The 25,547-nt window shown below is 57.7% G+C and carries 22 protein-coding genes and 1 tRNA gene; 19 read left to right on the top strand and 4 right to left on the bottom strand.

What is annotated here, in order from left to right; all coding sequences use genetic code 11:
• Positions 1–158 precede the first annotated feature (158 nt).
• From J2D73_RS04840 to J2D73_RS04760, 17 genes are all read left to right on the top strand, one after another.
• The gene (locus J2D73_RS04840) at positions 159–2,786 is read left to right on the top strand and encodes a penicillin-binding protein 1A (RefSeq protein WP_243429668.1); all 2,628 of its coding nucleotides are present in this window, start codon (positions 159–161) and stop codon (positions 2,784–2,786) included.
• A gap of 37 nt (positions 2,787–2,823) precedes the next feature.
• A protein-coding gene (prfB, locus tag J2D73_RS04835; protein WP_146882455.1) for a peptide chain release factor 2 occupies positions 2,824–3,955 on the top strand; the annotation gives its coding sequence in 2 pieces (ribosomal slippage) (positions 2,824–2,892 and positions 2,894–3,955; 1,131 coding nt in all).
• Positions 3,956–4,778: 823 nt separating this feature from the next.
• Entirely contained in the window at positions 4,779–5,435 is a 657-nt protein-coding gene (locus J2D73_RS04830; RefSeq protein WP_371863415.1) for an energy transducer TonB, read from the top strand.
• Positions 5,436–5,506: 71 nt separating this feature from the next.
• Positions 5,507–6,559, top strand: a complete 1,053-nt coding sequence (locus J2D73_RS04825; RefSeq protein ID WP_207879906.1) for a MotA/TolQ/ExbB proton channel family protein — start codon at positions 5,507–5,509, stop codon at positions 6,557–6,559.
• A 2-nt stretch (positions 6,560–6,561) separates the two neighbouring features.
• Positions 6,562–6,987 (top strand): ExbD/TolR family protein, encoded by a 426-nt coding sequence (locus J2D73_RS04820; RefSeq protein WP_026398270.1) that lies wholly within the window; start codon positions 6,562–6,564, stop codon positions 6,985–6,987.
• A gap of 107 nt (positions 6,988–7,094) precedes the next feature.
• Positions 7,095–7,532 (top strand): ExbD/TolR family protein, encoded by a 438-nt coding sequence (locus tag J2D73_RS04815; RefSeq protein WP_026398269.1) that lies wholly within the window; start codon positions 7,095–7,097, stop codon positions 7,530–7,532.
• Between the two features lie 4 nt (positions 7,533–7,536).
• Positions 7,537–8,772, top strand: a complete 1,236-nt coding sequence (locus J2D73_RS04810; protein WP_243429647.1) for a tol-pal system YbgF family protein — start codon at positions 7,537–7,539, stop codon at positions 8,770–8,772.
• Positions 8,773–8,963: 191 nt separating this feature from the next.
• Complete coding sequence (locus J2D73_RS04805) at positions 8,964–9,212, top strand: acyl carrier protein (RefSeq protein ID WP_207879904.1); 249 nt, start codon at positions 8,964–8,966, stop codon at positions 9,210–9,212.
• Positions 9,213–9,256: 44 nt separating this feature from the next.
• Complete coding sequence (locus tag J2D73_RS04800) at positions 9,257–11,041, top strand: HAD-IIIC family phosphatase (RefSeq protein WP_207879902.1); 1,785 nt, start codon at positions 9,257–9,259, stop codon at positions 11,039–11,041.
• A gap of 177 nt (positions 11,042–11,218) precedes the next feature.
• A complete protein-coding gene (locus J2D73_RS04795; protein WP_207879900.1) occupies positions 11,219–12,094 on the top strand; it encodes a hypothetical protein in 876 nt (291 codons plus the stop codon).
• A gap of 82 nt (positions 12,095–12,176) precedes the next feature.
• The gene (locus J2D73_RS04790; RefSeq protein WP_207879898.1) at positions 12,177–13,448 is read left to right on the top strand and encodes a tetratricopeptide repeat protein; all 1,272 of its coding nucleotides are present in this window, start codon (positions 12,177–12,179) and stop codon (positions 13,446–13,448) included.
• A gap of 15 nt (positions 13,449–13,463) precedes the next feature.
• On the top strand, positions 13,464–14,750 hold the full coding sequence (locus J2D73_RS04785) for a tetratricopeptide repeat protein (RefSeq protein WP_207879896.1): 1,287 nt from the start codon (positions 13,464–13,466) through the stop codon (positions 14,748–14,750).
• The gene (locus J2D73_RS04780; RefSeq protein WP_207879894.1) at positions 14,743–16,002 is read left to right on the top strand and encodes a hypothetical protein; all 1,260 of its coding nucleotides are present in this window, start codon (positions 14,743–14,745) and stop codon (positions 16,000–16,002) included. Before J2D73_RS04785 ends, J2D73_RS04780 begins: the two co-directional genes overlap by 8 nt.
• Before the next feature lie 113 nt (positions 16,003–16,115).
• A complete protein-coding gene (locus tag J2D73_RS04775; protein WP_207879892.1) occupies positions 16,116–17,504 on the top strand; it encodes a dipeptidase in 1,389 nt (462 codons plus the stop codon).
• Positions 17,471–18,496 (top strand): 4-hydroxythreonine-4-phosphate dehydrogenase PdxA, encoded by a 1,026-nt coding sequence (gene pdxA / locus J2D73_RS04770; protein WP_341535020.1) that lies wholly within the window; start codon positions 17,471–17,473, stop codon positions 18,494–18,496. Before J2D73_RS04775 ends, pdxA begins: the two co-directional genes overlap by 34 nt.
• Entirely contained in the window at positions 18,493–19,236 is a 744-nt protein-coding gene (locus J2D73_RS04765; RefSeq protein WP_207879890.1) for a pyridoxine 5'-phosphate synthase, read from the top strand. The genes pdxA and J2D73_RS04765 overlap by 4 nt, the downstream gene beginning before the upstream one ends.
• 146 nt (positions 19,237–19,382) lie before the next feature.
• On the top strand, positions 19,383–20,057 hold the full coding sequence (locus J2D73_RS04760) for a transglycosylase SLT domain-containing protein (RefSeq protein WP_243429646.1): 675 nt from the start codon (positions 19,383–19,385) through the stop codon (positions 20,055–20,057).
• Between the two features lie 26 nt (positions 20,058–20,083).
• Here the strand turns inward: J2D73_RS04760 and J2D73_RS04755 are convergent, their stop codons facing one another.
• The 4 genes from J2D73_RS04755 to J2D73_RS04740 form a co-directional block, all read right to left on the bottom strand.
• Positions 20,084–20,857: a hypothetical protein gene (locus tag J2D73_RS04755; protein WP_207879886.1), complete on the bottom strand. Its 774-nt coding sequence runs from the start codon at positions 20,855–20,857 to the stop codon at positions 20,084–20,086.
• 301 nt (positions 20,858–21,158) lie between these two features.
• Positions 21,159–21,235 (bottom strand) — tRNA-Pro (locus J2D73_RS04750).
• Positions 21,236–21,334: 99 nt separating this feature from the next.
• Positions 21,335–21,928, bottom strand: coding sequence for an LOG family protein (locus J2D73_RS04745; RefSeq protein ID WP_207879884.1), 594 nt, complete (start codon positions 21,926–21,928; stop codon positions 21,335–21,337).
• A 170-nt stretch (positions 21,929–22,098) separates the two neighbouring features.
• Positions 22,099–23,307 (bottom strand): MFS transporter, encoded by a 1,209-nt coding sequence (locus tag J2D73_RS04740; RefSeq protein ID WP_207879882.1) that lies wholly within the window; start codon positions 23,305–23,307, stop codon positions 22,099–22,101.
• A 157-nt stretch (positions 23,308–23,464) separates the two neighbouring features.
• On the opposite strand from J2D73_RS04740, the gene J2D73_RS04735 reads away from it, so the two are divergent.
• Complete coding sequence (locus tag J2D73_RS04735; protein ID WP_207880064.1) at positions 23,465–24,073, top strand: NUDIX domain-containing protein; 609 nt, start codon at positions 23,465–23,467, stop codon at positions 24,071–24,073.
• Between the two features lie 185 nt (positions 24,074–24,258).
• Entirely contained in the window at positions 24,259–25,500 is a 1,242-nt protein-coding gene (locus tag J2D73_RS04730) for an AI-2E family transporter (protein WP_243429645.1), read from the top strand.
• The last annotated feature ends 47 nt before the right edge of the window (positions 25,501–25,547 follow it).

Genomic DNA, 25,547 nt, shown 5'->3' with positions numbered 1-25,547 from the left:
GTCGTGACACCGGCCGATTAGGGGCGTCGAGCGACTCTTTCCGGCGTGCGGCGGGTAGTGGTTCCGGCGGCTCCGGGGGCGGTTCGGGCGGGGGGCGCTGGCTTGGCGGTGGGCCGCCGCGTCGTCCGCGTTTTCGGCAGTGGCGCAGGGCGCTGGGCATGGCGAGCGCGATTATTCTTCTGGGCGTCGGCGCCGCAGGGATCGTCGCGTGGAGCAAATACGCCGGGCTGGTCGCAGATCTGCCAACGGTGGAGGGGCTGAAATCCTACCAGCCTCCGGTGATGAGCCGACTTTATTCCGGCGATGACCGCCTTATCGCGGAACTCGCCTCAGAGCGGCGTATCTTCGTGCCGTACGAGGCGATTCCGGACAGGGTGAAGAACGCCTTTCTGGCGGCCGAAGATCAGAAGTTCTGGACTCACGGCGGCGTAGACCCTCTGGCGATCCTGCGCGCTGGTCTGACCGACATGACCCGGGGTAAGGGCCGTCGGCCGCTCGGCGCTTCGACCATTACGCAGCAGGTGGCGCGCGTCATGCTGCTCGGGTCGAACGCAGTGTCGATGGAGCGGAAGGCGAAAGAGGCGCTGCTCGCGATCCGTATCGAGCAGGTGCTGCCGAAGGAAAAGATTCTCGAAATCTATCTCAACGAGATCTATCTCGGCGAAGGCGCCTACGGCATAGGCGCCGCCGCGCAGGCTTATTTCGCCAAACCGCTGGATCAGCTTGACGACGCTGAAGCGGCGTTTCTGGCGGCTTTGCCGAAATCGCCCACGAATTATAATCCGCATCGTTTTCCCGACGCCGCGCGTGGACGCAGGAACTGGGTGCTCGAACGTATGCGCGAACTGGGCTGGCTGAGCCCGGACGCGACCCAGGCGGCGATCCAGGAACCATTGATTCCGCGTGACTACCACCGCCCCGGACCGATCCCGGGATCGGAATGGTATGGGGAGGAAGTTCGGCGTGAACTGATCGAACGCTATGGCGTCGAGCAGACGATGCGCGGGGGACTGGACGTTCACACCAGTCTTGATCCGACGACCCAGAATCAGGCGACCGAAGCGCTACGCGAAGGGCTGATGGCTTATGACCGGTCTCACGGCGGCTGGCGCGGTGCCGTCGGCCATCTCGACGGCGTCGGGGGACGTGGCGGTTCGACCGACGAGGCTACGTGGTCGGCGCGTCTGGGAACGATGGCCGCGCCCGCGGGCATGCTGGAGCAGTGGCGGCTGGCGGTGGTGCTTGACCCGACGACCGGGGCGGTCGGATGGGTTGAGGGCGGCGCCCTTGGCGAGCCCCGTCGCGCGACCTTGCTGGCCAAGGATGTCGGCTGGATAAGAAATTACCGCGCCCTGCGTGCGGGCGACGTGTTGATGATCGAACCGCAGGCTGACGACGCGGCGCATGTCGCGCTGCGGCAGGTCCCGCAGATCGAAGGCGCTGCGGTGACCATGGACGCGCGGACGGGGCGCGTGCTGGCGATCGTCGGCGGCTGGTCGTTCGCCGCATCGCAGTTCAATCGCGCGACGCAGGCGCTGCGTCAGCCGGGCTCCTCGTTCAAGCCATTCGTCTATCTGGACGCGATGGAGCAGGGGATATCGCCCTCGCAGACTTTCGATGATTCGGCAGTCTCTTATGGCTCCTGGCACCCGAGCAATTACGAAAAAGATTTCTGGGGACCGACGACGCTGCATGATGCGCTTCGCGAATCCCGCAATCTGGTGACGATCCGGCTTGCCGCGCATATAGGCATTAAAACGGTCGCCGATCTCGCGACCAATATCGGCCTTGTTCAGTCCATGCCGCATGTCCTTCCGGCGGCGTTGGGCGCCGTTGAGACGACGGTGCTGCGGGAGGCTGGCGCGTATGCGACCATCGCCAATGGCGGGCGAAAAGTGACGCCGACGCTCATCGACGATGTGCAGGACCGCGACGGGCACGTGATCTGGCGGCCGGAGGGTCTTGCGCTTTCGACCGCGACGCCCGATGCGGCTCCGGTCGACGCGCAGCCGGACGCAGTCTTTCCCTCGGCCGGGCAGGATCAGGCTGGGGCAGAAGGCCCAGCGACGACGGCTCCTGATGCAGCACAACCAGCCAAACCGGACGCATCGCAGGCGCCGCCGCCGATCGTTTCGCCCGGACGCGACGCTCTTCCGGCGCTCGTGGACGGTCGTAAGCGGATCGCCAGCGCCGACAGCGCGTTCCAGATCACCACGATGATGCAGGATGTGATCCGCCGCGGTACCGGCGTCGCCGCCGGGGCGGGGATCGATCACCCGATCGCGGGCAAGACCGGCACGAGTCAGGATTTCAACGATGCATGGTTCGCCGGATATTCGGCGGATCTGGTCACAGTCGTCTGGATCGGTTTCGACACGCCGCAATCCATAGGCAAGAACGAGACGGGTGGGGCCATCGCCGGACCGATCTGGAATCGGATCATGAAGGCTTCGCTCGCAGATCGACCGAAGCTCGACTTCCGGGTGCCGGAAGGGGTGACGCTGGTGCGCTACGACACCGGACGCGGGGTCGCCATCGACGCCTTCAAGAGCGATCAGATTCCGGGCCAGAGCGCCAGCTTCGCCAGCGCGGCCGATGCGGGCGCCCTTACGGCTGCGGACACGGGCGCTGAGAACCTGCCTGATTCCGAATCCGACATGGTCGAGACAAGCGGTGGTCAGGCGCGGCCTCAATTGGGTGCGGCCCCGGCTGCTGGAGCTGCGGCCCGTCCTGCTGCGCCTTCTCAGCCAGCCGGGGGTGACATTGGCATGGGCGGCCTGTATTGAGGCCGGTCCTGTAATCCCGAGACGGAGTTCGGTCGTCATGTCCGCCGAGACGGAAGCTCTCAACGAACAGATCAAGCAGTCGGTCGCGCTGCTGAGGAGGCATCTTTGACTGGGATGTCGCACAGGGCCGTCTGGCCGAACTGAATAACCGCGCCGAAGATCCTGACCTGTGGAATGACGCCGAGGCCGCGCAGAAGCTGATGCGCGAGCGCACGTTGCTCGCCAATCAGGTTGAGGGCGTGCAGAAGCTGGAAGGCGAAGTCGCCGACACGGTCGAGCTGGTGGCGATGGCCGAAGAGGAAGGCGACGCCGATCTGGTGGCGGAAGCGATGGCGACGTTGCGTCGTCTTGCGGAAGAGGCGAAGCGTCGTGAGACCGAGAGCCTTCTGTCCGGCGAAGCTGACGCTAATGACTGCTACCTCGAAATCAACGCAGGCGCAGGCGGCACGGAGGCTCAGGACTGGGCCGAGATGATCCTGCGGATGTACTCGCGCTGGTCAGAGGCTCATGGCTACAAGATCACCATCATGGAAAGCTCCGAAGGCGAGCAGGCCGGCCTGAAATCCGTGACCATGCAGGTGAGCGGCCCGAACGCTTATGGCTGGCTCAAGACGGAGGCGGGGGTGCATCGTCTGGTGCGCATTTCCCCGTTTGACGCCGCTGCGCGTAGGCAGACGTCCTTCGCGTCCGTCTGGGTGTATCCGGTAGTCGACGACACGATCGAGATCGAGATCAACGAAGCGGATCTTAAAGTCGACACGTTCCGCGCGTCCGGCGCAGGCGGACAGCACGTCAACAAGACGGAATCCGCCATTCGCATCACGCATATTCCGACGGGAATCATCGTCGCCTGTCAGACGGATCGGTCGCAGCACCGGAACCGGGCGACCGCGATGGGGATGCTGAAGGCGCGTATGTACGAAGCCGAGTTGCAGCGTCGGGAGGCTGCGGCGGCGCAGACCGAGGCGGCGAAAACCGATATCGGGTGGGGACATCAGATCCGATCCTACGTTCTGGCGCCGTATCAGATGGTCAAGGATCTGCGGACTGGCGTCGAAAAGGGCAATCCCGACGCGGTACTCGACGGAGCGCTCGACGATTTCATGGCGGCGTCGCTTGCGGCCCGTGTCGGGGCAACCCGGTCAGAGGCCAGCGCTTCGGCTCAGTAAGGCTTCTCATTACTCGCCGAGATTGCGGCGTACAAACACAAAAGGCGCCTTCGCATTTAGCGAGTGGCGCCTTTTCATTATGCATGATGCGTTGGAGGTGAGCTTCTCATGGGCATTGGCGGCGGGTGGAGGCCTGCTTGCACAGATACGCGACAGTTTCCGTTTCCCGAGTAAGCTTTAGGAATGAATTTGTTATTATTCATCCGTTGTTTTTTCGGGGGCGTTTAGCGCGCCCATCCTGTCGCGCGATACCCATCAGGTATGTCAACGCAGGCCAGATTAAATCCGCTTTGGACGATGTTTCAGTCCGCCGCAACTGTTCCTCAGGCGCCGATGCGCAGGCGCACGCCGCGAAGAAGAAGGGGCGTAACGACGCCTGCTGAAGCGCACTCAAACCGCTGTCAGCGTGTTGAACCGGACGCCGCCGCGGCGCGTTGTCGGCGAATCACTCCAGCGACGTTTTTTCGTCGCCGCTCGATTTGCTAGCATTTTCGTGAGCAAGTTTTCTGCGCTCGGCCTGCTGCCCGCCGTGAGCCGCCATTCTTGCCGCAAGATGAATACTGGTTAACTTTTGAGCCGAATGCACCGAAAATGAACGTTTTCATTTCGGTAAATATCTTTCTTGACATCCCTTGCGGTCGATTGCCCAATCGCAACGGCCAGAGGCTCCATCCGTCGATCTGTCGCCCTTGTCCAGACGGCAAGGTGGACGGGAGAGCGTCACAGGGCTGCATGGCCAGCCGTTCGAAGAATCCGGCTGAGCGCCTCGGGGCATAGAATGTCCGGGGCGCAGTCACGTGACGAAGTCGAGGAGGTTTTCAGCATGATGGACTACGCGCAACAACAGCGAAATCCGATGAAGCGCGCCATCGGAATCGGTGGTGTTGCCTTCTTGTCCCTGATTTTTGGCGTCATCTACATGACTTGGGTCGACAAGGCGCCGAAGTCGGAGAACCACGCTCCGATCAAGACCGAGGTGATCAAAGAGGTGAAGCCGCCGCCGCCGCCGCCGCCACCGCCGCCGCCGCCGCAACTTACCACGCCGCCGCCGCCTTACATTCCGCCGCCGAAGATTCAGGTGCAGCCGCCGCCGCAGCAGGTGATTCAACACGTCACCCACACGCCGCCGCCGAAGCCGATGCCGCCCGCAGTGGCTGCTCCGCCGACGCCAGGACCTGTCGGTCCGCCGGTTCCTGATCATTTGGCTGGTTCACGCCCGATCAACCACGTCCAGCTCACCTATCCGGAGCAGGCCGAGGAAGAAGGTCGTGAAGGCAAGGTGACAGTTGTGTGTGACGTCGAGCCCTCGGGTGAAACCAGCAACTGTAGCGTCACCAGCGTCCAGGGTGGTCAGGTCTTCGCTCAGGCGGCGCTCGATTACGTCCGGCGCGCCCGTTACGCCCCTGCCACGCAGAATGGCGTGCCGATCAAGGAGTTCCACCACGCCTATACGATCACCTTCAGCCTGAACAACGACTAAAGCCTGATCGCACCCCCCAATCCTCTCGTCGGCCGAGACCGGCGAGAGGTTCAGACGAGGACAAGGAATAAATGAAGAGACTGCACCGCCGCCTTTCGGTTCCCGCTCTGGCCGCTCCCGCGATGGCGATGGCGCTGAGCGTCGCCTCTCCAGTCGTTGCGCTGGCTCAGGACGCCCAGCAGCCTGCCGCAGCAGCGCCTGCACCCGACGCGGCGCCTGCTCCTGACGCGGCTCCGGCTCCTGCCGCAGCGCCTGACGCTGCTGCGCCTGCGGCTTCTGCTCCGGCCGACGCCCCTGCCGCTGACGCATCGGCTCCTGCCGCGGCCCCGGCTGACGCTCCGGCCCCGGCTCCTGCCGCCGAGGCTCCACCTGCTCCGCCGCCGGCTCCGGCGGGTAACCCGTATGGTCTGGGCGCGCTCTGGGCGAACGGCGACATCATTGCACGCGGCGTTCTCGTCATCATGGTCATCATGTCGGTCGGCACATGGTACATCATGATCACGAAGTTCTTTGAGCAGGCGCGTCTGTTCTCCGCCGCGAAGGAAGCTGCGAAGAACTTCTGGACGAAGCCCTCCCTGCAAGAAGGCGCCGCCGCCCTGAAGTCCAGCTCGCCGTTCCGCTATATCGCTGACACGGGCATTGTGGCTGCCGAGCACCACGAAGGCACGATGCAGGAATCCATCGACTTGTCCGACTGGACGTCCTCGCAGATCCAGCGTTCGGTCGACTCCGTGCAGTCCAACCTTCAGGGCGGTCTGGCGTTCCTTGGAACCGTCGGCTCCACCTCTCCGTTCGTTGGTCTCTTCGGAACGGTTTGGGGTATCTATCACGCTCTGACGGCCATCGGCATCGCCGGACAAGCTTCGATCGACAAGGTCGCCGGTCCGGTCGGTGAATCGCTGATCATGACGGCCATTGGTCTCGGCACCGCGGTCCCGGCCGTGCTCGGCTACAACCTGCTGGTTCGTCGCAACAAGGGCGGCATGGACAAGATCCGCAACTTCGCTGCTGACCTCCAGTCCATCCTGATCGGCGGCATGCGTCATGGCGCTTCCCACGACACCATCGTGGTCCGTCCTGACAACTCCCCGACCTCCACAACGATCTCGAACCGGGTGGCCTGATCATGGGAATGTCCGTCGGAGGCGGTGGCGACGAAGACGAGGTTGTATCGGCGATCAACACGACGCCTCTCGTCGACGTCATGCTGGTGCTGCTCATCATCTTCCTGATCACCATTCCGGTGGCGACTCATACGGTGAAGGTGCAGCTCCCCAAGGACGCCAACCAGCCGAGCAAGATCAAACCCGGGAACATTACTCTCGCGGTGACGGAAAACGGCCAGGCTTACTGGAACGAACACCCGATCAAGAGCCACGCCGACTTGCTGGCGCGTCTTGAGCAGGTGGCGGTCCTGAAGCCCCAACCGCAGATCCAGATTCGCGGCGATGCGCAGTCCCGCTACGAGGCCGTCGGCAAAATTGTCGCGACCTGTCAGGAAGCAGGGATCTATCACATCGACTTCATCACCGAGCAGCCTCACTCCGAGTGAGGCTGCGAGGCCCCCGCTCCGGCGGGGATCTGAGATGTAATGTGACGAAAGGCCATGTGGTCCCATCGTGTGACGGGACCCGGTCAATTTGAGAAAGTAGAGTCATCATGGGCATGAATGTCGGGTCGGAAAGCGCGACCGAAGACGAGGGCATTGTCGACATCAACACCACGCCGTTGATCGACGTGATGCTGGTGCTTCTGATCATGCTCATCATCACCATCCCTTTGCAGACGCACTCCGTGTCGATGGATCTGCCGCAAGGCAATCCTCCGCCGTCTTCCGCGCCTGATCCGCAGGTGGTGACGGTTGCTATCGATTTTGACAACAGCATTTCCTGGAACGGCACGCCGATCACCAGCGAAGCAGATCTCCAGAATCATTTTCTTGGCGCCGTAGCTATGCCGGATCAGCCGGAAATGCATATCCACCCGAACCGTCTGGCCGACTACAAGACCGTGGCCCATGTTCTCGCCGACGCGCAGCGGCTTGGCGTGACGAAGCTTGGCATTGTAGGGCAAGATCAGTTCATGGAAGGGCAATGACCTGATGTCGTTTCGTTTTTCGCGCCTGACGCTTCTTGCGGGCGCTGTCTTCTGTTTGCCTGTTTCTTTGGCTACTGCACCAATGGCGAGCGCCGAAGACGCTCTCAGCGCCAAGGTAGGCAAGCCCCTTCAGGCCGCCCAGTCTGCTCTGGCTGCGCACAACTACCCCAAGGCGATGGCGGCTGTGAACGAAGCCGACGCGATCAAGGGAAAATCTGACTACGAGACGTATACCGTAGCGCAGATGCGCGCCGCGGTTGCTGCGCAATCTGGCGACGCTCCGGCCGCGACTTCGGCCTATGATACGCTGATCGCTTCATCGCGCACGCCGAAGGACGCCAAGGCCCAGATGATGATGGCCGAAGCGACGATGGCGTACACTGCGAAGGACTACCCGCAGGCAGTTAAAGCCACCGAGCGGTACCTGAAGCAGGTCGGACCCAACGCGCAGATGCAGACGTTGCTGGTTCAGTCTTATTACCTCCAGCAGGATTTCAAGAACGCGGCGCGTGTTCAGCAGGACATGATCGACGCGGATATCAAGGCGAACAAGGTTCCGCCCGAGAGCCAGCTGCAGCTTCTGGCGACTTGCCAGACTCAGTTGAAGGACACGGGTGGGATGACCCACACCTATGTTCTTCTGGCGAAGTACTACCCAAAGCCGGAATATTGGGCGCAGTTGCTGCACGGTCTGGAGACCAACTCCAAGCTTCCGCCAGCTTTGCAGCTGGATCTTTATCGAATTCGTATAGCTGCCGGAAACCTGACTGCCACGGCCGACTTCATGGACGCCACGGAAATCGCGATGCAGGCTGGCCTTCCTCAGGTCGCGCTGGACATCATGAACCAAGGCTATGCGCTCGGAGCTTTGGGCAAGGATGCTGGCGCTGCGCGTGAAGCGAAGCTGAAGGCGCTTGTGGTCAAGACGATTGACGACAAGAAGGCTTCGATTGCTGCCGATGAGGCTGCGGCAGAAAAAGCACCGAGTGGCAATGCGCTGATTACCGTAGGCTACAACTACGTGACGTTTGGTCAGGCTGACAAAGGGCTTGCTCTGATCAAGAAGGGCATCGCAAAGGGGCCTTTCGACGTTAACGTGGCGAAGCTGCATCTTGGACTGGCCCAGGTTGCTGCGGGCAAGACTGCGGACGCGATTGCGACATTTAACTCCGTCGAGGGGGATAACGGCGCGCGCGACATCGCCCAGCTTTGGGCGCTTAAGCTGCAGTCAAAGAGGTAAGCAGTAGGCATCACAAGAGGTCACTCATTATGAGTGGCCTCTTTTTACGTATATATCTCAAAATAAATCCCCGCTACCGACCGCGGATTCTATTTAAAAATATTTGAAATTATATTTTTATTCGCTCACCAAGCTCCTTCTAGCCTTTTTGAAGGTGCGTGATATAACAAATCTCCAGTTTGGAGATTGATATGAGCGTTGCACCCGACCGTATTCGTAAGCGCCTGGCTCGCGTTTTCATGATTATGTTCCCTGCGAAGTCAGGAGAAGAAATCCCTGAAGCCACTATGGAAAATACAGACGGTTGGGATTCCCTCGCCACACTTTCTCTATTTACCTTAACTGATGAAGAGTTCGGCATCAAACTTGGATTGGATTTGATTGGTGAGACAAAAAGTTTTCACAAGTTGGAAGCTTTGGTAATTGAAAAAGTTGGTTAATTTTCTGAATTCTTAATTATGTTAGATGGCGTGAGGCAAGTAATATGATTTACAATGATTTCCGCTCAAAAGTCACGCCATCTCTTGCTGATATCTTGTCGCTGGGTGGGCGAATAGTTTCTGGCTCTTGGCCATTTCCTGAGGTGGCCGACGCTCGAGAGATAAAAGTTCACGTAATGGGAACAGCGACAACTGATATGCTGTTGCGCTGTGTTGCTGTCGCTTGCGCTCAGGAAGGTCTGCGTCCCAAGGTAAGTCAGTCGCTCTACGGGGCGTTTATGCAGGATGTTCTAAATCCGGCCTCTGAACTCTATTCTATTAAACCCGATATAGTTCTTATTGTCTCAGACTGGCATAGCCTCGTTGCTGATATCCCTCCCTCGGCTTCAAATGATGAAGTTGCGTTAATTGTTGACGCAAAGGTTAGCGAGATTCTCTCAATATGGAAGCGCCTCACTGAGACATTGGGCGTTAAGATCGTTCATCAATTCCCGCCGCCGCCGCCTTATAGACTTACAGGATTGGCGGAAAAATTCTTGCCAGTCTCATACAGTAATCAACTTCGGTCATTGTTTGAAAAATTGTGGAACGCTGAAACCTATGGCGTTCAAATGCTTGATTTGGAACAATTTGCCTTGGAGAATGGGAGCAAATCAACATTCGCTCCACGTGTTTGGTATGGGGCAAAATTACCAATAGAAAATAGTGGCCTGCCTGGTTACGTGCCTTTATTGCGCTCCGCATTACGTGGCGCGTTAAATACGGTGAAGAAAGCTCTCGTTCTGGATTTGGACAATACTCTTTGGGGTGGTGTTATAGGCGACGACGGAGTTGATGGTATTAAGTTGGGTACCTCCGACGCTCGTTCGGAAGCGTTTAGCGCGTTCCAAGCGTATGTAAAAAGTCTGGCTGCCCGCGGCGTTATTTTGGCTGTATGTAGTAAAAACGATCCGGAGATCGCTAAGCTCGGGTTTGCGCATATTGCTAGTATTTTGAAATATGAAGACTTTGCGGCATTCGAGTGCTCTTGGGGCGATAAAGCATCGGGTCTCCGAAAAATCGCTAAGAACCTCAATATCGGCTTGGATTCGCTCGTGTTTGTGGATGATAACCCTGTGGAATGTGGGTTGGTTCAACAAGAGTTGCCCATGGTTGCCACAGTGCATCTTGATGGGGATCCTGCTGATTTTGTAACGAAAATCGAAGATGGGTATTGGTTTCAATTTCAAAAATATAGTCGAGAGGATTTTTCCCGTACGGGCGCTTATAGTGCCCGCGCAGCGGCTCTGGTGGAACAAAGTTCTGCTACAGATTTACCTACTTATCTCAAGGGACTTGAGATGGTGGGGATGGTTCTGCGCCCAGAGGAAAATCAGATAGAGCGTGTTGTTCAGCTCGGCCAGAAGACAAATCAGTTTAACTTATTAACAAGGCGATACGACGAGGAGACGATTCGCGCTTATCTCGCGAACGAAGAAAATATTGTTTTTGCATGCTCGCTCAAAGACAAATTTGGCGACCATGGGCTTGTCTCCGTGCTTATAGGCGAAGCTAAAGGTAAAGAACTTCGTATCGTCGAATGGGTTATGAGTTGTCGGGTGTTTTCTCGAACTTTCGAGCAGTTTATTATTAACGAAGTTATTGCTGCGAGCGTTGCTAGAGGAATAACTAAAATTGTTGGCTCTTACCAAGCAACTGCAAAAAATGCAGTTGTTTCAGAACTTTACGCTCAGCTTGGTTTTGTGCTGGTAGACGAAAATTTGTGGGAACTCGACTTGACTCAATCTCCAGCTGCGGTGGAAACGTTTGTCGCATTGGCGAGCAGCTGAGTTAATTGTGAAGGTGGTTGGAGAGTAGAGGGCTAAATCGCAATGTCGCGTTATCTTTGCTCTTCTCTCCTGGTTTTTTTTTCTTGGTGGAGCTGTCACCCGGCGTGGTCTGAGGGCAACGAATTTCTTATAAGTGCGGACGTTTCGACTGCGACAAAAACGTTGACGAGTAAGCCGATGTTTCCCGTGCTTATTCCCTCCGGGCAAGCTGCTGTTGCATTGGATGGATACGTCGAAACAGGCGCAAATTCGAAGATGTTTAGCGAGGCGTTGATCTCACTGCATGTAAGTAATACGCCATCCTGCCCGAAATCTGGTCAGGATTTGGGAGACTATCCACAAATAAATAAACAATTCCCAAGCTATACTTTGATGGCTGAAATTGTAAAGCAGGCATCTATTGGTAATCAAGTGGTGCAGGTTCATATGAAGTGGAATCCGCCGATTCCACTGTCCAAATGTTTGTATATAGTTATGGACGGGTCTGATTTTGTTGGCAATCCGTATAGAATGTCAGCTCAATTGCGCTTAACGACAGTTAATGCGGATGAGAGAATTAGAGCTGATATTGTGGGCGTCTTATCAGATGAGTTTTTGATGTCTCCGCAAAGATTGGAAACAGCTTATAAGGTTTTTCACGTAATTCGTGATATGGAATTAACTGAATTGTATGGAAACGTCGTGGCGATTGCTGGGGAAGGGGCTGCAAATCGGATCCCATCGGGAGCGTGGCATGTAATACATTCCGTTTACATTCAAAGGGGGGGATGCCCACAATTTCCGACCGACGGAATGTATACTGACAATCAAACTCTTGATAAATTTATACGCGAAAAAAATACGGAGCGTCTTCATTCTGTGACACTTCATGGATTAAGAAATTCTCATCCAAATTTACCGTTCTATTTTGCTCCAGTAAGTCCGATTGCTTTGCGTGTTGGGGATTGTGTGATTCATGGTGTTTCAGCGAGTGGACCAGAGGGTAAAAAAGATCTGCCAGATGATGGTATAAATACAGAAAGTCAAATTGGTATGGAGGTTGTTATGAAGTAAGTGAATATTATAAAATTGGCATCTCTTTGTATTTTGTTCTCTTTTTTTAACTGGTTTAGATTCTATTGTGGGGAATTATCTGATGATATTAACAGGAGATTACAACGATCTTTTTTCTTCTGCTGAAGAAATGTTGAAGGATGGTGATTACGAGGAGGCCTGTGAGGTATTCCATGAGCTCACGAAACGTAATCCAGATGATTCTGGGGCGTGGATTCAGTACATATCTGTTTTAAATAGGTTGCGTCATTATAAAAAAGTAGATGAAGTTTTTGAAAAATGTCTAAGTTTATTTCCCGATGATTCTTGGTACATTCTTGGTTGGTCTAGGATACCGGACGCCGTAGCAGATTGGGCAGAATCTGTGAGGAGGCGAGAGCGCATGTTGGGTTTGTTCGACGTATCAAAAAAAAGCGAATTGCTGCCCTTGATACATGAGCAATTTCTGCCGTTGAAGTACTGTGGTAGATTCGACGAACTATTGAGTCTTGTGAATAAATACGAAGATGTGCTTCTTTCCGCAAAAGTTGACCCTGCTCAAATATTTTATGGGTATGAGGTTGCAGGTTTATATTCTTTGAGAGCAAAATTTTGCGAAAATTTTTCTCGTTGGGTCGATCCAAATGATCCAGTTTTTGATCAACGTAATATCGCCAATATGCGATTGATCGCTGACGAGGCTGTATTAAATCATGCTTGGGTAAAGAAGTATGCGTCTCATATGCGGGTGCTATCTCTCGGTCAGCTATGCTTGCCCTACAATATTTTGGGCAGGTGGGGACTAAACCGATGTGTTGGTATGCATAACGCTATGACACCGTTTGATCTGGGGATCACAAATCAAGATTTGCTTGCAGACGCTATTTGCACCAAATTTGGAGCTTATCTGAATCGCGATAATTATTATGAGCGCCCTGACCAATATGGAGCTCCACAGTTGTGGAACCGATATTTAGGTATATATTTTGGTCACGAACGTGGACGCTCGTTATTAGGCTCGAATTACGATCTTTTTTTTGAAGGTATGCAAAGTAAAATTGATGCATTTTATAGTGCAGTAAACGAGGGGCCGTGTTTATTTGTATATGCCATAGCGGGTCCGTGCTCTCCTAATAAAATTATCGATGCGATGGTGCCGTATTTAAAGGACGGGCGTAGTAGAATGTTGATGCTTAATCTTACGAGAGAAAAATTCTCGGTTAAGTTGAATTCTCAGCACGTTCGTTATGTCGATGTGCCGTATCCAGTTGACTATGCGTGGAATGAGCCGCTGGGTTTTGCTTCAGAGCGAGGGTTCGCCTTCGAAAGCAAGGTTGTTTCTGAAGTGAAGCATGAAATGTTGAAGATTCTTTGATTTTGGGAAAAATCGATGTCTGTTGAAGTGCGATCTAAGGAAGAGAGATTCACGGTTGCTTATGAGGCGCTCACAAATGGTGATTACGACGAGGCTTGCGAGGGATTCCGCAGTTTAGTCGAGGATTACCCGGATGATGGCGGCATCTGGTGGCAGTTTTTAAGCACCTTGCGACGGATCAGATGTTTTGACGAAGCCGATGCTTATAACGAAAAATGTTTGACTTTGTTTCCCAACGACCCTGGTTTCGTACTTGAGTGGACACGCTCATTTGACGCGAGAGCTACTTGGGATGTCGCGATTGCGCGGCGTAGTCAAATGCTTAAGCTATATGATCCAGCCAGCGACGAGCGTTTTATTCCGTTGGTAACCGAGCAGTTTTTACCACTAATCGAGATGGGGCGATATGATGACCTTACGCTTCTTCTTGATTATAACTGGAATTTATTAAAGAATCGGATAGATTGTGTTGCAGCGGTATATTATGCGCTAGATGCTTTGGGAGATTATGAGCGTGAGTCTCTTTATTTAGATGGTATAGTAGATTTGCTGGATGATCCTTCCGGGGTCTCCGGTGATATTAACGTCTCAAATTTACGCAGCGTCGCGCAAGCGGCGGTCTGGAACAGGCGTTGGTTGAAAGGTATATCGGGGGATGGAAGAGATATCCGTGTGCTTTCGCTAGGGCAGAGTTGTTTACCTTTTACGGTTTCCAATCGGTGGGGGTTAACGCTTTTCCCTGGCGATCATGCAAAAATCACTCCGTTTGATCTTGGCGCGTTTGGACGCAATACAGCTGCCAGCGCTGTATCTAGCGATTTTTCTGAATTTCTGGATGTGAATACTTACTATGAGGCTATGACGCCGTTTGGTGCTCCGCAAATGCATCATCGTCCTAGCGGTGTCCATTTTGGGCATGAGCGCGGTCGGACGATTATTGGGGATGACAAATCAAATTTTCATTCGTTAATGAAAATGAAAATAGAGGCGTTTCGATTTGCTTTGAATAACGAGCGTTGTATTCTGGTGTTCGGTATAGTTGGTCCATGTGAAATCGAAAAATTTGTTGAAGAAATTTATCCGATAATAAGAGATAAAAACCATAGAATTGTAATGTTGAATTTGACTAGAGAGAGTCTGGTTTGCCCCGTAAGATCGAATGTTTCTTACACTCATATCCCGATGCCGCGCGATTACTCGTGGAATGGTTTGTCGGATTTTAGTTCGGATAGAGGTATTGTTTTTGAAGGTAAAATAATCAACGCAATAAAGAAAGATATAGAGAAAATATCTCATGTTTGATAGAAAATCTGTAGAGGAAGTAATTTATAAATCAAATAAAATGCAGAGTGAAGGCGATGTTGAGGAGGCTGCTGGTTTTATGGCCGACTCGTTTAGGAGGTTTCCTGGTGAGGTAGATATCGCGTGGCATGCAGTGTCAACCCTGAAAATCGCTAGAAATTATGGTGATTTATCTTATGTTTTGAATGAAAGTCGGCGTTATTTTCCAGAACATCATGCAATTAATTTGGAGTGGGCGAAGTATCCTAGGCTCATTGGCGATCTGGAAGGAGCGCTAGAAAGGTTCCGTGAATGCGCCGTCTTGTACCCTCCAAATCAGGGGGACGGTATTCTGTTTTTGACTGAGCAATTCATCCTCATGAGAGATTTGGAAAAGTGGGATGAGCTCGTTTCTTTTATCGACACTAATTGGAAATTTTTTTTAGATTCTAATGTCTGGGTTATTGTACCAGCGATAGTTTTTACTCTGGGCGCTTGCGGTCTTCACGAAAAAATTTGTGAATTTTTGAATCAATTTCAGAAAAAAATTTCCGAAGAGTCGGTGGTCTGCGGCGTCAATATAAACAATGCTTTGATTGCGCCGTTAAACGCGCTTGCTAACAAAGCGTGGATGGCGAAGTTAGCAAAGCCAGTTAAAATCGTGTCCGTGGGACAGAACTGCCTGCCTGCAACGGTCTCTGCTCGTTGGGGGCTTTCTGATGATCCGCTAGATTTTCTTCCTTACGACCAATCTGCATTCCCGAAGGACTCGTCTTCTGAGGCTCTGAGAGCGGATTTCTCTATATTTGATGATGATTCCAATTTTTCGGCCCGACCATTTGGTGGAGGCATTCGCGTGCCTTTCCATTCTCCAACCGGAGTGCATTTCGCTCACAACCCGCTTCCATACGAAAGTTACGAACAATCCTTGTCTGATACTTTGGGAAGATTTCGTCGTAGAATTGCTCGATTCAGAGAAGTTATTAAAGCGTCTGAAATTCTATATTTTGTCAATTTCTGTGGAGAGGGTAACCCTTATTATTTGATTGATTCTTTGAGGCATCGATTTGGTGACGATGTTAACGTATTTTTACTTAATACCACTAGAGAAAAAATGTCATTTCCTCACAATGACAATGTTTATTATAAGCATTTACCATATCCGCAAGATTATGGCTGGAATACAATCTCCGACTATACGAGTGATCGCGGTGTGGCTTTCGAGAGTCACGTAATTGCGTGTCTACGTCATAAAATTTCGTCTATGCAATGAAATTGCATTGGTAATTTTCTGACGCGTGAATATTTTCCATAAATTCGACATTGGTGAGATGCGTGGGAATGCCGTAATCCTTCATGAGAACATGGGGTAATGGGAATATCTAAGTGAGTCATCATTCTGCAGTTCTCGCCCGCGTGGATGGGAACCTGGACGCCGCCCTTGAGCGCCTCTTCACCCTCCTGTGCATTCCGAGCGTCTCAACTAAAGCTGCGCGCTCCGGGGATTGTCGCACGGCGGCCGAGTGGCTTCGTGAGGAACTGACGACGATCGGCTTCGACGCCTCCGTGCGCGACACACCCGGCCACCCGATCGTCGTCGGTCATGCGAAGGGCCCGGAGGGCGCGCCGCATGTGCTGTTCTACGGTCATTACGACGTGCAGCCCGTCGACCCGCTCAATCTCTGGGCGACGCCGCCGTTTGAGCCTCGTCTTTCGGAGAATGCCGAAGGCGCGAAAGAAATCGTCGCTCGCGGCGCGTCTGACGACAAGGGACAGGTCATGACGTTCGTCGAAGCCTGCCGCGCGTTGCGTGAGGCGGAAGGCGGATTGCCGGTGAGCGTGACGATCGTGATCGAGGGGGAGGAGGAATCGGGCGGCGCCAACCTGCTGCCCTTCCTGCTGGCCAACCGCGAGGAATTGAAAGCCGATCTCGCATTGATCTGCGACACGGGAATGCTCGACGCGCGAACACCCGCCATCACGACGATGCTGCGCGGCATGGTGGGCGAAGAAGTCATCATCACGGCGGCCGACCGCGATCTTCATTCGGGCATGTTCGGCAATGCGGCGCGTAACCCGATCCAGGTTCTTTGCGACATTATTTCCGACCTGCGCGATCCGGCGACGGGGCGCGTCACGCTGGCAGGTTTCTACGACAGCGTGCCTGAGATGCCGGAAGCGGTGCGGGAGCAGTGGCGCACCCTCGGCCCGACGGATGAGGAAAGCCTTGGCGCGGTCGGGTTGAGCCAGGCGGCGGGAGAGGTAGGGTACACCGCCCTCGAACAGACCTGGTGCCGCCCCAGCTGCGAGATCAACGGCATCTCAGGCGGGTATGAGGAGGATGGGTTCAAGACTGTGTTGCCCGCGCGCGCGTCGGCCAAGATATCGTTTCGTCTGGTCGGGCAGCAGGACCCGGACGCCGTCCGCTCGGCTTTCCGCGCGCATGTGCAAACACGCCTTCCTGTGGATTGTTCGGCGGAGTTCATCGCGCACGGCGGCTCTCGGGCAAGCGTCGTTCCTGAAGATCTGCCCGCCTTGAAGCCAGCGCTGCGAGCCCTGACCGACGAGTGGGGGACGCAGGCTGCAGTGATCGGCTGCGGCGGATCTATTCCGGTCGTCTCGGAACTGAAGCAGGCGCTTGGCATTGACTCACTGCTGATCGGGTTCGCGTTGGATGACGATCGCGTTCACTCGCCAAACGAAAAATACAGCCTGACGTCCTTTCACAAGGGAATCCGCTCGTGGGTACGTGTGCTGCAGGCGTTGTCGGCGTGACGCAGCCACTCGCCCTGACAATGGGAGATCCTGCCGGCATCGGTCCGGAGATTACCGTAGGCGCATGGCGGGCATTGCGGGCAACGGGGCCCGCGTTCGCATTTCTGGGCGATGCTTCCTGCCTGCCCCGAGATGTGCCGGTCGAAATCGTCGACGACGTTGCGAGCGCCGCAGCCTGTTTCGCTCGAGCGATCCCGGTGCTGCAATCTCCACTCTTCACGCCCGTCCTGCCGGGCTCTCCGGACGAGGCCAACGCCCCGGCGGTCATCGACAGCATCTCTCGCGCGGTGGGCCTCGCGCGGGCAGGTTCGGTGGGCGCCGTGGTCACCAACCCGATCAGCAAGGCGGTGTTGCGCAAGGCGGGCTTTCCGCATCCGGGCCACACGGAGTTTCTTGGCGAACTCTGCGGCGTTCCGGGACAGGAGGTGATGATGCTGGCCAGTCCCATGCTGCGGGTCGTGCCGGTCACCGTGCACGTCTCGTTGCGGGAGGCGCTGGACACATTGACGGGGGAGGCGATCGAGGCGGCGGCGCGCGTCACTGTGGCGGCGTTACGGCGCGACTTCGGTTTGTCGAATCCGCGCCTCGCCGTCGCGGGCCTTAACCCGCATGCGGGCGAAAGCGGCCTGATGGGACGAGAAGAGATCGAATTGATCGCCCCCGCGATCGCGCGGCTGAAAGCCGAAGGCGTCGATGTGTTTGGGCCTGTGCCCCCCGACACCATGTTCACGCTTGCGGCGCGCGCGCGCTACGACGCAGCCCTGTGCATGTATCACGATCAGGCGCTCATTCCGCTGAAGACGCTTGATATGGAGAACGGGGTCAACGTCACGCTCGGCCTGCCGATCGTGCGGACGTCGCCGGACCACGGGACGGCGTTCGATATCGCAGGAAAGGGCGTCGCGCAGCCAGGCAGCCTGATCGCGGCGTTGCGCCTTGCTGGAACTCTGGCGCACAACCGGGCTTCGTCCCTACAGGAGAGGCCGGAATGACCGAACCGGGCAGCAGAATTATTCGCCTTGGCGTTAATATCGACCATGTGGCCACGTTGCGGAACGCGCGCGGGGGCTCCGGCCCCGATCCCGTGGCTGCGGCGGCTCTTGCCGTGGCGGCCGGGGCGGACGGCATTACCGCGCATCTGCGTGAGGACCGGCGCCACATTCGCGATGCCGATCTGGCCAGATTGCGTGCTGAAATCCGGGCTCCGTTGAACATGGAGATGGCGGCGACCGAGGAAATGGTGGCTATCGCGTCCGATCTGAGGCCGCACGCCTGTTGCATCGTTCCGGAACGCCGGGAGGAGGTGACGACCGAGGGCGGTCTCGACGTGTCAGGACAGGCGGCTTTGCTGGCGCCGTCCGTCGCAACGCTGCGCGCGCGTGGATGCAGGGTGTCGCTGTTCATCGACCCCGACCCCAGGCAGGTGGCGGCTGCGGCGGCGATCGGCGCGGCTGTGGTGGAGCTTCACACCGGCGCTTACGCGGAAGGAGCCGATGGAGAAATTGCGCGCCTGCGGGAGGCCGCCCGGCAGGCGGCTTCGCTGGGGCTGGAGGTCCATGCCGGGCATGGACTGAGCTTCGGCAATGTGGCCCCTGTCGCCGCCATTCCAGAAATCGCCGAATTGAATATCGGCCATTTCCTGATCGGGCAGGCGGTGTTCGATGGGCTGGAGTCGGTGGTGCGGGAAATGAAGGCCCTGATGCTTGCCGCAAGGGCGTCCATTTCGGGGTGAACCCGGGGGTTTCTTGCTATACCCGGGACTGTTCAGAGAGCATCGCTGAGTATCGCGGTTGAACACGCGAAGACGGTTTTTACCGAGCGCTAATGTTCTACGGCTATCGTGTATGGATGCCGGTTCCTTTCCTTAAGAGGCGGAGATTGGCGGCGACGCTGCTGCTGCTGCTGCTGCTCTGTCTGACGTCCGGCGCGCACGCATCGCCGCTCGGGTGCGGGGAAGCTGCGGACATTGTCGAGCGAAGTCTCGACATCCCGCAGGGCCTGCTCAGGGCGATCGCCACGGTTGAAAGTGACGGAGATCCACTTGCAGTAAACGTGAACGGTCGTGCATTGCGTTTCCCGAACGAGGCGATGGCGAGCGAGGCTGCGCGGGTGATGAGCGCCCCGTCGGCGCTGGGCGCCAGACCGAAGGTCGATATCGGGTGTTTCCAGATTGATCTCGCCTGGCATCCGGACGCTTTTGCAAACGTGCGTGCCGGGTTCGATCCCGTCATCAACGGAATCGCCGCCGGGCTGTTTCTGCGGCGCCTGCATGCGTTGACCGGGGACTGGCGAGAGGCGGTCGCGCGTTATCACGCGGCGTCCCGCGAGGGCGGGCGCTACGCGCTGGATGTTTTTCGGGTGTACGAAGGGCAGGGCGAACCGCGTCGAGCCGATGGGGCGCATTACGGGAAGGATATCGCTGTCGTCCCGCAGGCAAGTCGCTCACATCGCCGTGGATGGGTTTCGTGCCTGCGTGGATCCGGCGTGACGATCTTCGTTCCGGCGAAGCGTGGTTCGGGATGCGCCACGCCCGCCGGACATCTGCGGCTCTGACGGGGCGAGACGCCCCACCCTAAGGCTTACCGCCGGTCGCAGCTTTGAGTCAGGCGGTTGAAATACAGGCCCGCCGAACACGTCACGACATTGCTCGGCTGCGCACTGGCGCCATAGGCCTGAGCCGGATAGGCGGTCGCGCCGCCATAGGTCGCGGCCCCGTATCCCGGCTGGGAATACGCCGGGGCTGCGGCCGCCGGAGCCGGGTAGGATTGCTGGGCGTATCCTGCGGCCGGGTAGCCGTACCCCTGAGAATATCCATAACCGCCGTCGGCGTATGTGGACGTCGCGGCGGCTCCGGCAGCAAGGCCTAGCAGGGAACCGAAGGCGAAAGGAGCGCCCCAGCCCCAGCCCCAGCCCCAGCCGCCCCATCCACCCATGTAGGGATAACCGCCCCAACCGTAATAGCCTGGGTAACCACCCCAACCGTAATACCCGGGATAGCCTCCCCATCCGCCGCCCCAGCCCCAGCCGTTACCCCAGCCGCCACCGCGCCAGCCCCATCCGCCGCCGCCCCAGCCACCGCCTCGGAAGCCGCCGCCACCCCAGCCGCCTCCACGAAAACCGCCACCGCCACCGCCGCCCCAACCGCCGCCGCCGCCGCGGAAGCCGCCACCGCGTCCTCCCCATCCGCCGCCACCGCCGCCGCCATGGAAACCGCCGCCTCCACCACCACCGTGGAAGCCGCCACCACCACCACCACCGCCCCCACCGCCGCCACGTTGCGCCAAGGCAGGGGCTGTGAAGATCAGCATCGAGGCCAACACGGTCGACAGAGGTAAGAAACGCCGCGGACTCATCTTGTTTCTCCCGAAATCATCGTATCGCAGCGGATCGCTGGAGGCCGCTCGCGTCGACGAGCAAGCGCGCGACGCAGGGGCGGTCTGATCGAAACGATCCCGACCGCGTCGTGTTCCATATGGAGAGCCGACGCGGCGATATGAAGACTAATCGCGAAACGTCACTGGTTTATGACAGAAACGCGGCCTCATGGTGGCTGCGTCGCTTTCAGGCATTTGATTTTTGGAAGGCTGGTATGACAGCGCCTTGGGGACAAGGCCTCGGGAATGTCATGAATGGCCGGTTTTTCCGGCGTTTACCTGGTCGGAGTGAGAGGATTCGAACCTCCGGCCCCTGCGTCCCGAACACAGTGCTCTACCAGGCTGAGCTACACTCCGATGTGGTGCGGGGCTAATACCCCTCATCCACGCGCGTCGCAAGAGGGGGCAAAAAATTCCTTGGCTCCCTCGCCGCAACCCGGGCTGCAGGGGGCGTCGTTACAGGCGCTCGGTCTCGACGTCAGACGAACCCGGGGTGATGGTCGCGGCCCGCAGAAGCGCCAGCGCCGCTTCCACGTCAGGCACGGTTTCGACCAACCCACGCGCCCCGGGAGTTGCGAAGCCCTGCTCGACCGCCGCGTCCAGCATGGCGATGACTTTGGCCGCCCAGTTCTCGACATCGACGATCAGGATGGGCTTGCGGTGCAGTTGAAGCTGCTTCCACGTGATGATCTCCATCATCTCGTCAAAAGTACCAAACCCGCCGGGTAAAATCGCAAACGCATCGGCCTGCGCGAACATGAGCTGCTTGCGGCTGTGCATCGAATCGGTCACCACCAGTTCGGTCACGCCTTCGTGCATGACCTCGCGCGATTCGAGAAAGTCGGGAATGACCCCTGTCACCGAACCGCCAGCCGCGATGGCCGCGTCCGCCACAGCGCCCATCAGCCCGACGTAACCACCGCCGTAGATCAGACGCCATCCCTCGCGAGCAATGCCGCGCCCCATATCTTCGGCGGCGGCGCGATAGGCGGGCAAGTTGCCGAAGCGGGAGCCGCAGAACACGGCGACGGAGGAGATGGGCGCAGACATGGTGGGGAAAACTCCTGCGATAAGGCGTGCGCGCATGATTGCGACGGCGGGTCGGCGACGTGTCAGCAGGCGATGTGCAAGACACGATGGCGCGTCGCCCAAGATACAGAGATGGCGCGGCCAGCCAAGCGCGACAGCCAGCCGTCAGGCGGAATTGACCTTGGCGCAGATTATGCGGCGCGGCGGGAAGGTCTCAGGGCGGCGCTCAGGGCCACGCCAGCCAGCGAAAACGCGGCTGCGACAAAAAACAGCGCTTCGTAGCCCCATATAGGAATGATCATACCCAGTCCCGGCCCTGACACGCCGATGGCGAGGTCAAGAAAGATTGAATACCCGCCGAGAGCGGCCCCGCGATTCGCCGCTCCGAGCCGTCCGACCGCTTCGACGCCCAGAGCTGGAAACAGGAGAGAAAAACCCGCGCCCGTAAGCGCCGCACCCAGATTGGCCAAAGCCGGGGTGTGTCCGACAGCGAGGGTCAGCAGCCCCAGCGTCTCAACCCCCATCGAAATCAGGGCGACGTTGGCTCCGCCGATGCGGCCGATCATGCTCGCGAAGAAGAAGCGGGTCAGCACGAACAGTGCGCCGAACAACGCCAGCGCGCTGGCCGCGCCGCTCCACGACCGTGCGTCGAAATACAGCGTGAGACAGGACGCAATGGCGCCGAAGCCGATGGATCCTGCGGCCAAAGCCATGCCGTAGGGCAGAACGTTGCGGATGACGTGCAGGAAAGACGGCGCTTCGGCGTGGGGCGCGGGCTTCGTCGTTGCGTGACGCCGGGCCAGAGGGACGCAGGCGAACATCAGGATCGCGGCGAGCAGTCCCACCCCGGTCAGTCCACCGAACCCGCCGTGGTGGGAGAAGATCATCGTGGCGATCGGGGCGCCCAATGCAATGCCGCCGTACGAACAGACGCCGTTCCAGGAGATCACAAGCGCAGTGCGCTCGGGGCCCGCACGGTGGATGTTCCAGATGATCACGCCCACGGCCACCCAGCTTTCACTGAAGCCGAGCAGCAGGCGCGCGGCGAGAGTCAGCGTCAGGGCCAGTTCCGGAGACGATGGGATGAGCCCGGCCCCGGCGAGCAGCAGACACGAAAACCCACCGACGATCAGGCCGGTGACGACGACGCCGCGCGCGCCGGTTGTGTCGATTCTGTTGCCCGCCCATGTGCGCGTGGCCAGCGTTGCAAGATATTGCGCCGAGATCGCGAAGCCGGCGAGGACGGTGCCGTAGCCAAGAGTGCGATGTACGAAAAGCGGCACCACCGCCATTTCCAGCCCGATGACCGTATAACAGGCGAGGGTGAACAGTACGACCGGAAGTATGCGCGCCGTGGCGGAGGTGGTGAACTCCGCGACGCGCGCGGAAAGGTTCAACATTAAAGAGACTCCCGATCCAGCGTGCTTTCGTTCAGCTTAGGGCCTCTGGTGAAAGGCGCCACCCTCAGGGTTGCGTGTAGTCGCCATGAAGCGGCCCGATATGCGAACAGGAGCGGAATATATGACGGCGAGAGAAGACGGACGCGGTGCAGAAGTCATGCGTTCCGTGGAGCGGCTCGATCCGGTGACGCTGCGTCAGGCGGACATAGCCGACGACGGGGGCTATCTCACGCTATCGTCGCGCGTCGCCTATGAAAATCCGTGGACAAAGGTTCGAGAGGACATCATCCGGCGCCCGAACGGCCAGGATGGTCTTTACGGCGTAGTCGAACGTGGGGAGTTCGTGGTCATCCTGCCTCTGGGTATGGTTGATGGCGAACCCACGGTGACGTTGATCAACCAGTTTCGTTACCCGGTCGGGCGGCGGATGTGGGAATTGCCGATGGGCATGTGGGAAACCCGGCCCGACGCGAACCCGGACGAGGTCGCGGCAGGCGAACTGCGGGAAGAGACCGGACTGGTCGCCGAGCGAATGACGCATGTCGGCATGCTGTATCAGGGGGCGGGTTATTCCACGCAGCGCGGGCACGTGTATCTCGCGACAGGTCTTACACAGGGGCCTGCTGAACTGGAGGCGACCGAGCAGGACATTACGCGTCACACAATCAGCCTTGTGCAGTTCGAGGAGATGTTGCGCGACAACGTCATCACCTGCATGGTCTCGATCGCCGCGTTCGCGCTGATACGGTCGCGCGGATTGGTCTGAACCCGGCCGGAGAGTTCCTTCGGCGAGTTCGTTCTGCGGGCCTATTCGCGCCTCCGTGACTTGACAGCGTCTTCTACGCGTCATTGTGAGAGGGCGGTTGCTCTGGTCTGGCGGCGCGGTGGGAGGCACGATCACGCCCACGCGGTTTTATGGCTGCTCCTCATCGATCGTCAGGAATGGACGGAATGCGACACGATACAGCCGAAGCCGGGGGAGTGGTCGCTGGCGAAGACGACGTGGTCGAGATGGCGGGGCAATCGGTGGTCCCGCCGCCGCCTGTCTATCCTGAAGACGATAAAGTGGAGCGAGCGGCGGAAGTCGCCCAGCAGCAACGTGTGCACGCGGCTGTGCGTCGGGTGCAGCTTGGCCTGACACAGGTCTGCCTGCTGATTCTCACGATTCTCGCCGTCCTTTACACGCTGCGTTTCGCTGCATCGATCGTGCTGCCCATGGTGCTGGCCATGGTCACAAATCTGATGCTCGGTACGCCAATGCGCGTCATCACCCGCTGGACGCGTCTGCCGCGTATGATCGTCGCGTTTTTCATGATCCTGCTGACATTTTGCCTGATTGTCGCAGTCTGCGCGGCGGTCTCCGTGCCGGCTGCCGGTTGGCTGGCGCGCGCACCCGAAGGGCTGGTCGCCGCCGAGCAAAAGCTTGCGGTGCTGCGCATGCCCATACGCCTTGCGGAGAATGCGGCCCTCCGGATGCAGACTCTGCTTGGAGGCGGACACGTCCAGTCGGCCGCGGCGCCCGCTTCGCCGGGATTGAGCCAGTTCGGGTCGTCTCTGCTGCTCGGCACGCGAGCCTTCATGGGGCAGATGTTCACCTTTTTCGTCATGCTCTTCTTCCTGCTGGCGCAGGGCGACAGCCTGATGCGGCGCTTTGTCGAGATCATGCCGACGTTCGCCGATAAACGGCGCGCGATTCAGATCGCGTCGCACGTCGAACGAAACATCTCGCTTTATCTCGCGACCATCACGATGATGAACGCGCTCGTGGGGCTGGCCAATTTCGCGCAGTGCTGGCTGGTCGGGATGCCCAACCCGTTCTTGTGGGGTGTCGTGGCTTTTGCACTGAACTATATTCCGATTATCGGGCCACTATCCGGTATGGTGATCTATCTGTTCGTCGGGCTTTTCGCGTTTCCTACAGCGCTGCACGCGCTTGTCGCCCCGGCGGTCTATCTCGGCATCCACCTGCTGGAAGGCGAGACCATAACGCCATTGCTGCTGGCCAAACGGTTTACGCTGAATCCTGTTCTTGTGATGGCGTCGCTGATGTTCTGGGACTGGATGTGGGGCATCGCGGGTGCGTTCCTGTCTGTCCCGATGCTGGCGGTGCTGAAGATCGTCTGCGACCATGTGGACGCCCTGACGCCGATTGGCCACATACTCGGCGGACCAGGGCGGCGGTTGAGGCGGTAGCCGTCTTGCAAGATCCGCCGCGGTATCAAAGGACTTTTAGCTGGTCA

It is taken from the genome of Acetobacter sacchari (genome assembly GCF_017377715.1).
Classification (GTDB): domain Bacteria; phylum Pseudomonadota; class Alphaproteobacteria; order Acetobacterales; family Acetobacteraceae; genus Acetobacter; species Acetobacter sacchari.
The sequence above is the reverse complement of the archived record's forward strand: the minus strand, read 5'-3'. Positions and strand labels throughout refer to the sequence as shown.

What these genes read in the sequence shown, in the direction of transcription:
- J2D73_RS04840 (WP_243429668.1), top strand. Translation starts at nt 159, where the DNA reads ATGGCGAGCGCGATTATTCTTCTGGGCGTCGGCGCCGCAGGGATCGTC.
- J2D73_RS04830 (WP_371863415.1), top strand. Translation starts at nt 4,779, where the DNA reads ATGATGGACTACGCGCAACAACAGCGAAATCCGATGAAGCGCGCCATC.
- J2D73_RS04825 (WP_207879906.1), top strand. Translation starts at nt 5,507, where the DNA reads ATGAAGAGACTGCACCGCCGCCTTTCGGTTCCCGCTCTGGCCGCTCCC.
- J2D73_RS04820 (WP_026398270.1), top strand. Translation starts at nt 6,562, where the DNA reads ATGGGAATGTCCGTCGGAGGCGGTGGCGACGAAGACGAGGTTGTATCG.
- J2D73_RS04815 (WP_026398269.1), top strand. Translation starts at nt 7,095, where the DNA reads ATGGGCATGAATGTCGGGTCGGAAAGCGCGACCGAAGACGAGGGCATT.
- J2D73_RS04810 (WP_243429647.1), top strand. Translation starts at nt 7,537, where the DNA reads ATGTCGTTTCGTTTTTCGCGCCTGACGCTTCTTGCGGGCGCTGTCTTC.
- J2D73_RS04805 (WP_207879904.1), top strand. Translation starts at nt 8,964, where the DNA reads ATGAGCGTTGCACCCGACCGTATTCGTAAGCGCCTGGCTCGCGTTTTC.
- J2D73_RS04800 (WP_207879902.1), top strand. Translation starts at nt 9,257, where the DNA reads ATGATTTACAATGATTTCCGCTCAAAAGTCACGCCATCTCTTGCTGAT.
- J2D73_RS04795 (WP_207879900.1), top strand. Translation starts at nt 11,219, where the DNA reads ATGTTTCCCGTGCTTATTCCCTCCGGGCAAGCTGCTGTTGCATTGGAT.
- J2D73_RS04790 (WP_207879898.1), top strand. Translation starts at nt 12,177, where the DNA reads ATGATATTAACAGGAGATTACAACGATCTTTTTTCTTCTGCTGAAGAA.
- J2D73_RS04785 (WP_207879896.1), top strand. Translation starts at nt 13,464, where the DNA reads ATGTCTGTTGAAGTGCGATCTAAGGAAGAGAGATTCACGGTTGCTTAT.
- J2D73_RS04780 (WP_207879894.1), top strand. Translation starts at nt 14,743, where the DNA reads ATGTTTGATAGAAAATCTGTAGAGGAAGTAATTTATAAATCAAATAAA.
- J2D73_RS04765 (WP_207879890.1), top strand. Translation starts at nt 18,493, where the DNA reads ATGACCGAACCGGGCAGCAGAATTATTCGCCTTGGCGTTAATATCGAC.
- J2D73_RS04755 (WP_207879886.1), bottom strand. Translation starts at nt 20,857, where the DNA reads ATGAGTCCGCGGCGTTTCTTACCTCTGTCGACCGTGTTGGCCTCGATG.
- J2D73_RS04745 (WP_207879884.1), bottom strand. Translation starts at nt 21,928, where the DNA reads ATGTCTGCGCCCATCTCCTCCGTCGCCGTGTTCTGCGGCTCCCGCTTC.
- J2D73_RS04740 (WP_207879882.1), bottom strand. Translation starts at nt 23,307, where the DNA reads ATGTTGAACCTTTCCGCGCGCGTCGCGGAGTTCACCACCTCCGCCACG.
- J2D73_RS04735 (WP_207880064.1), top strand. Translation starts at nt 23,465, where the DNA reads ATGCGTTCCGTGGAGCGGCTCGATCCGGTGACGCTGCGTCAGGCGGAC.
- J2D73_RS04730 (WP_243429645.1), top strand. Translation starts at nt 24,259, where the DNA reads ATGCGACACGATACAGCCGAAGCCGGGGGAGTGGTCGCTGGCGAAGAC.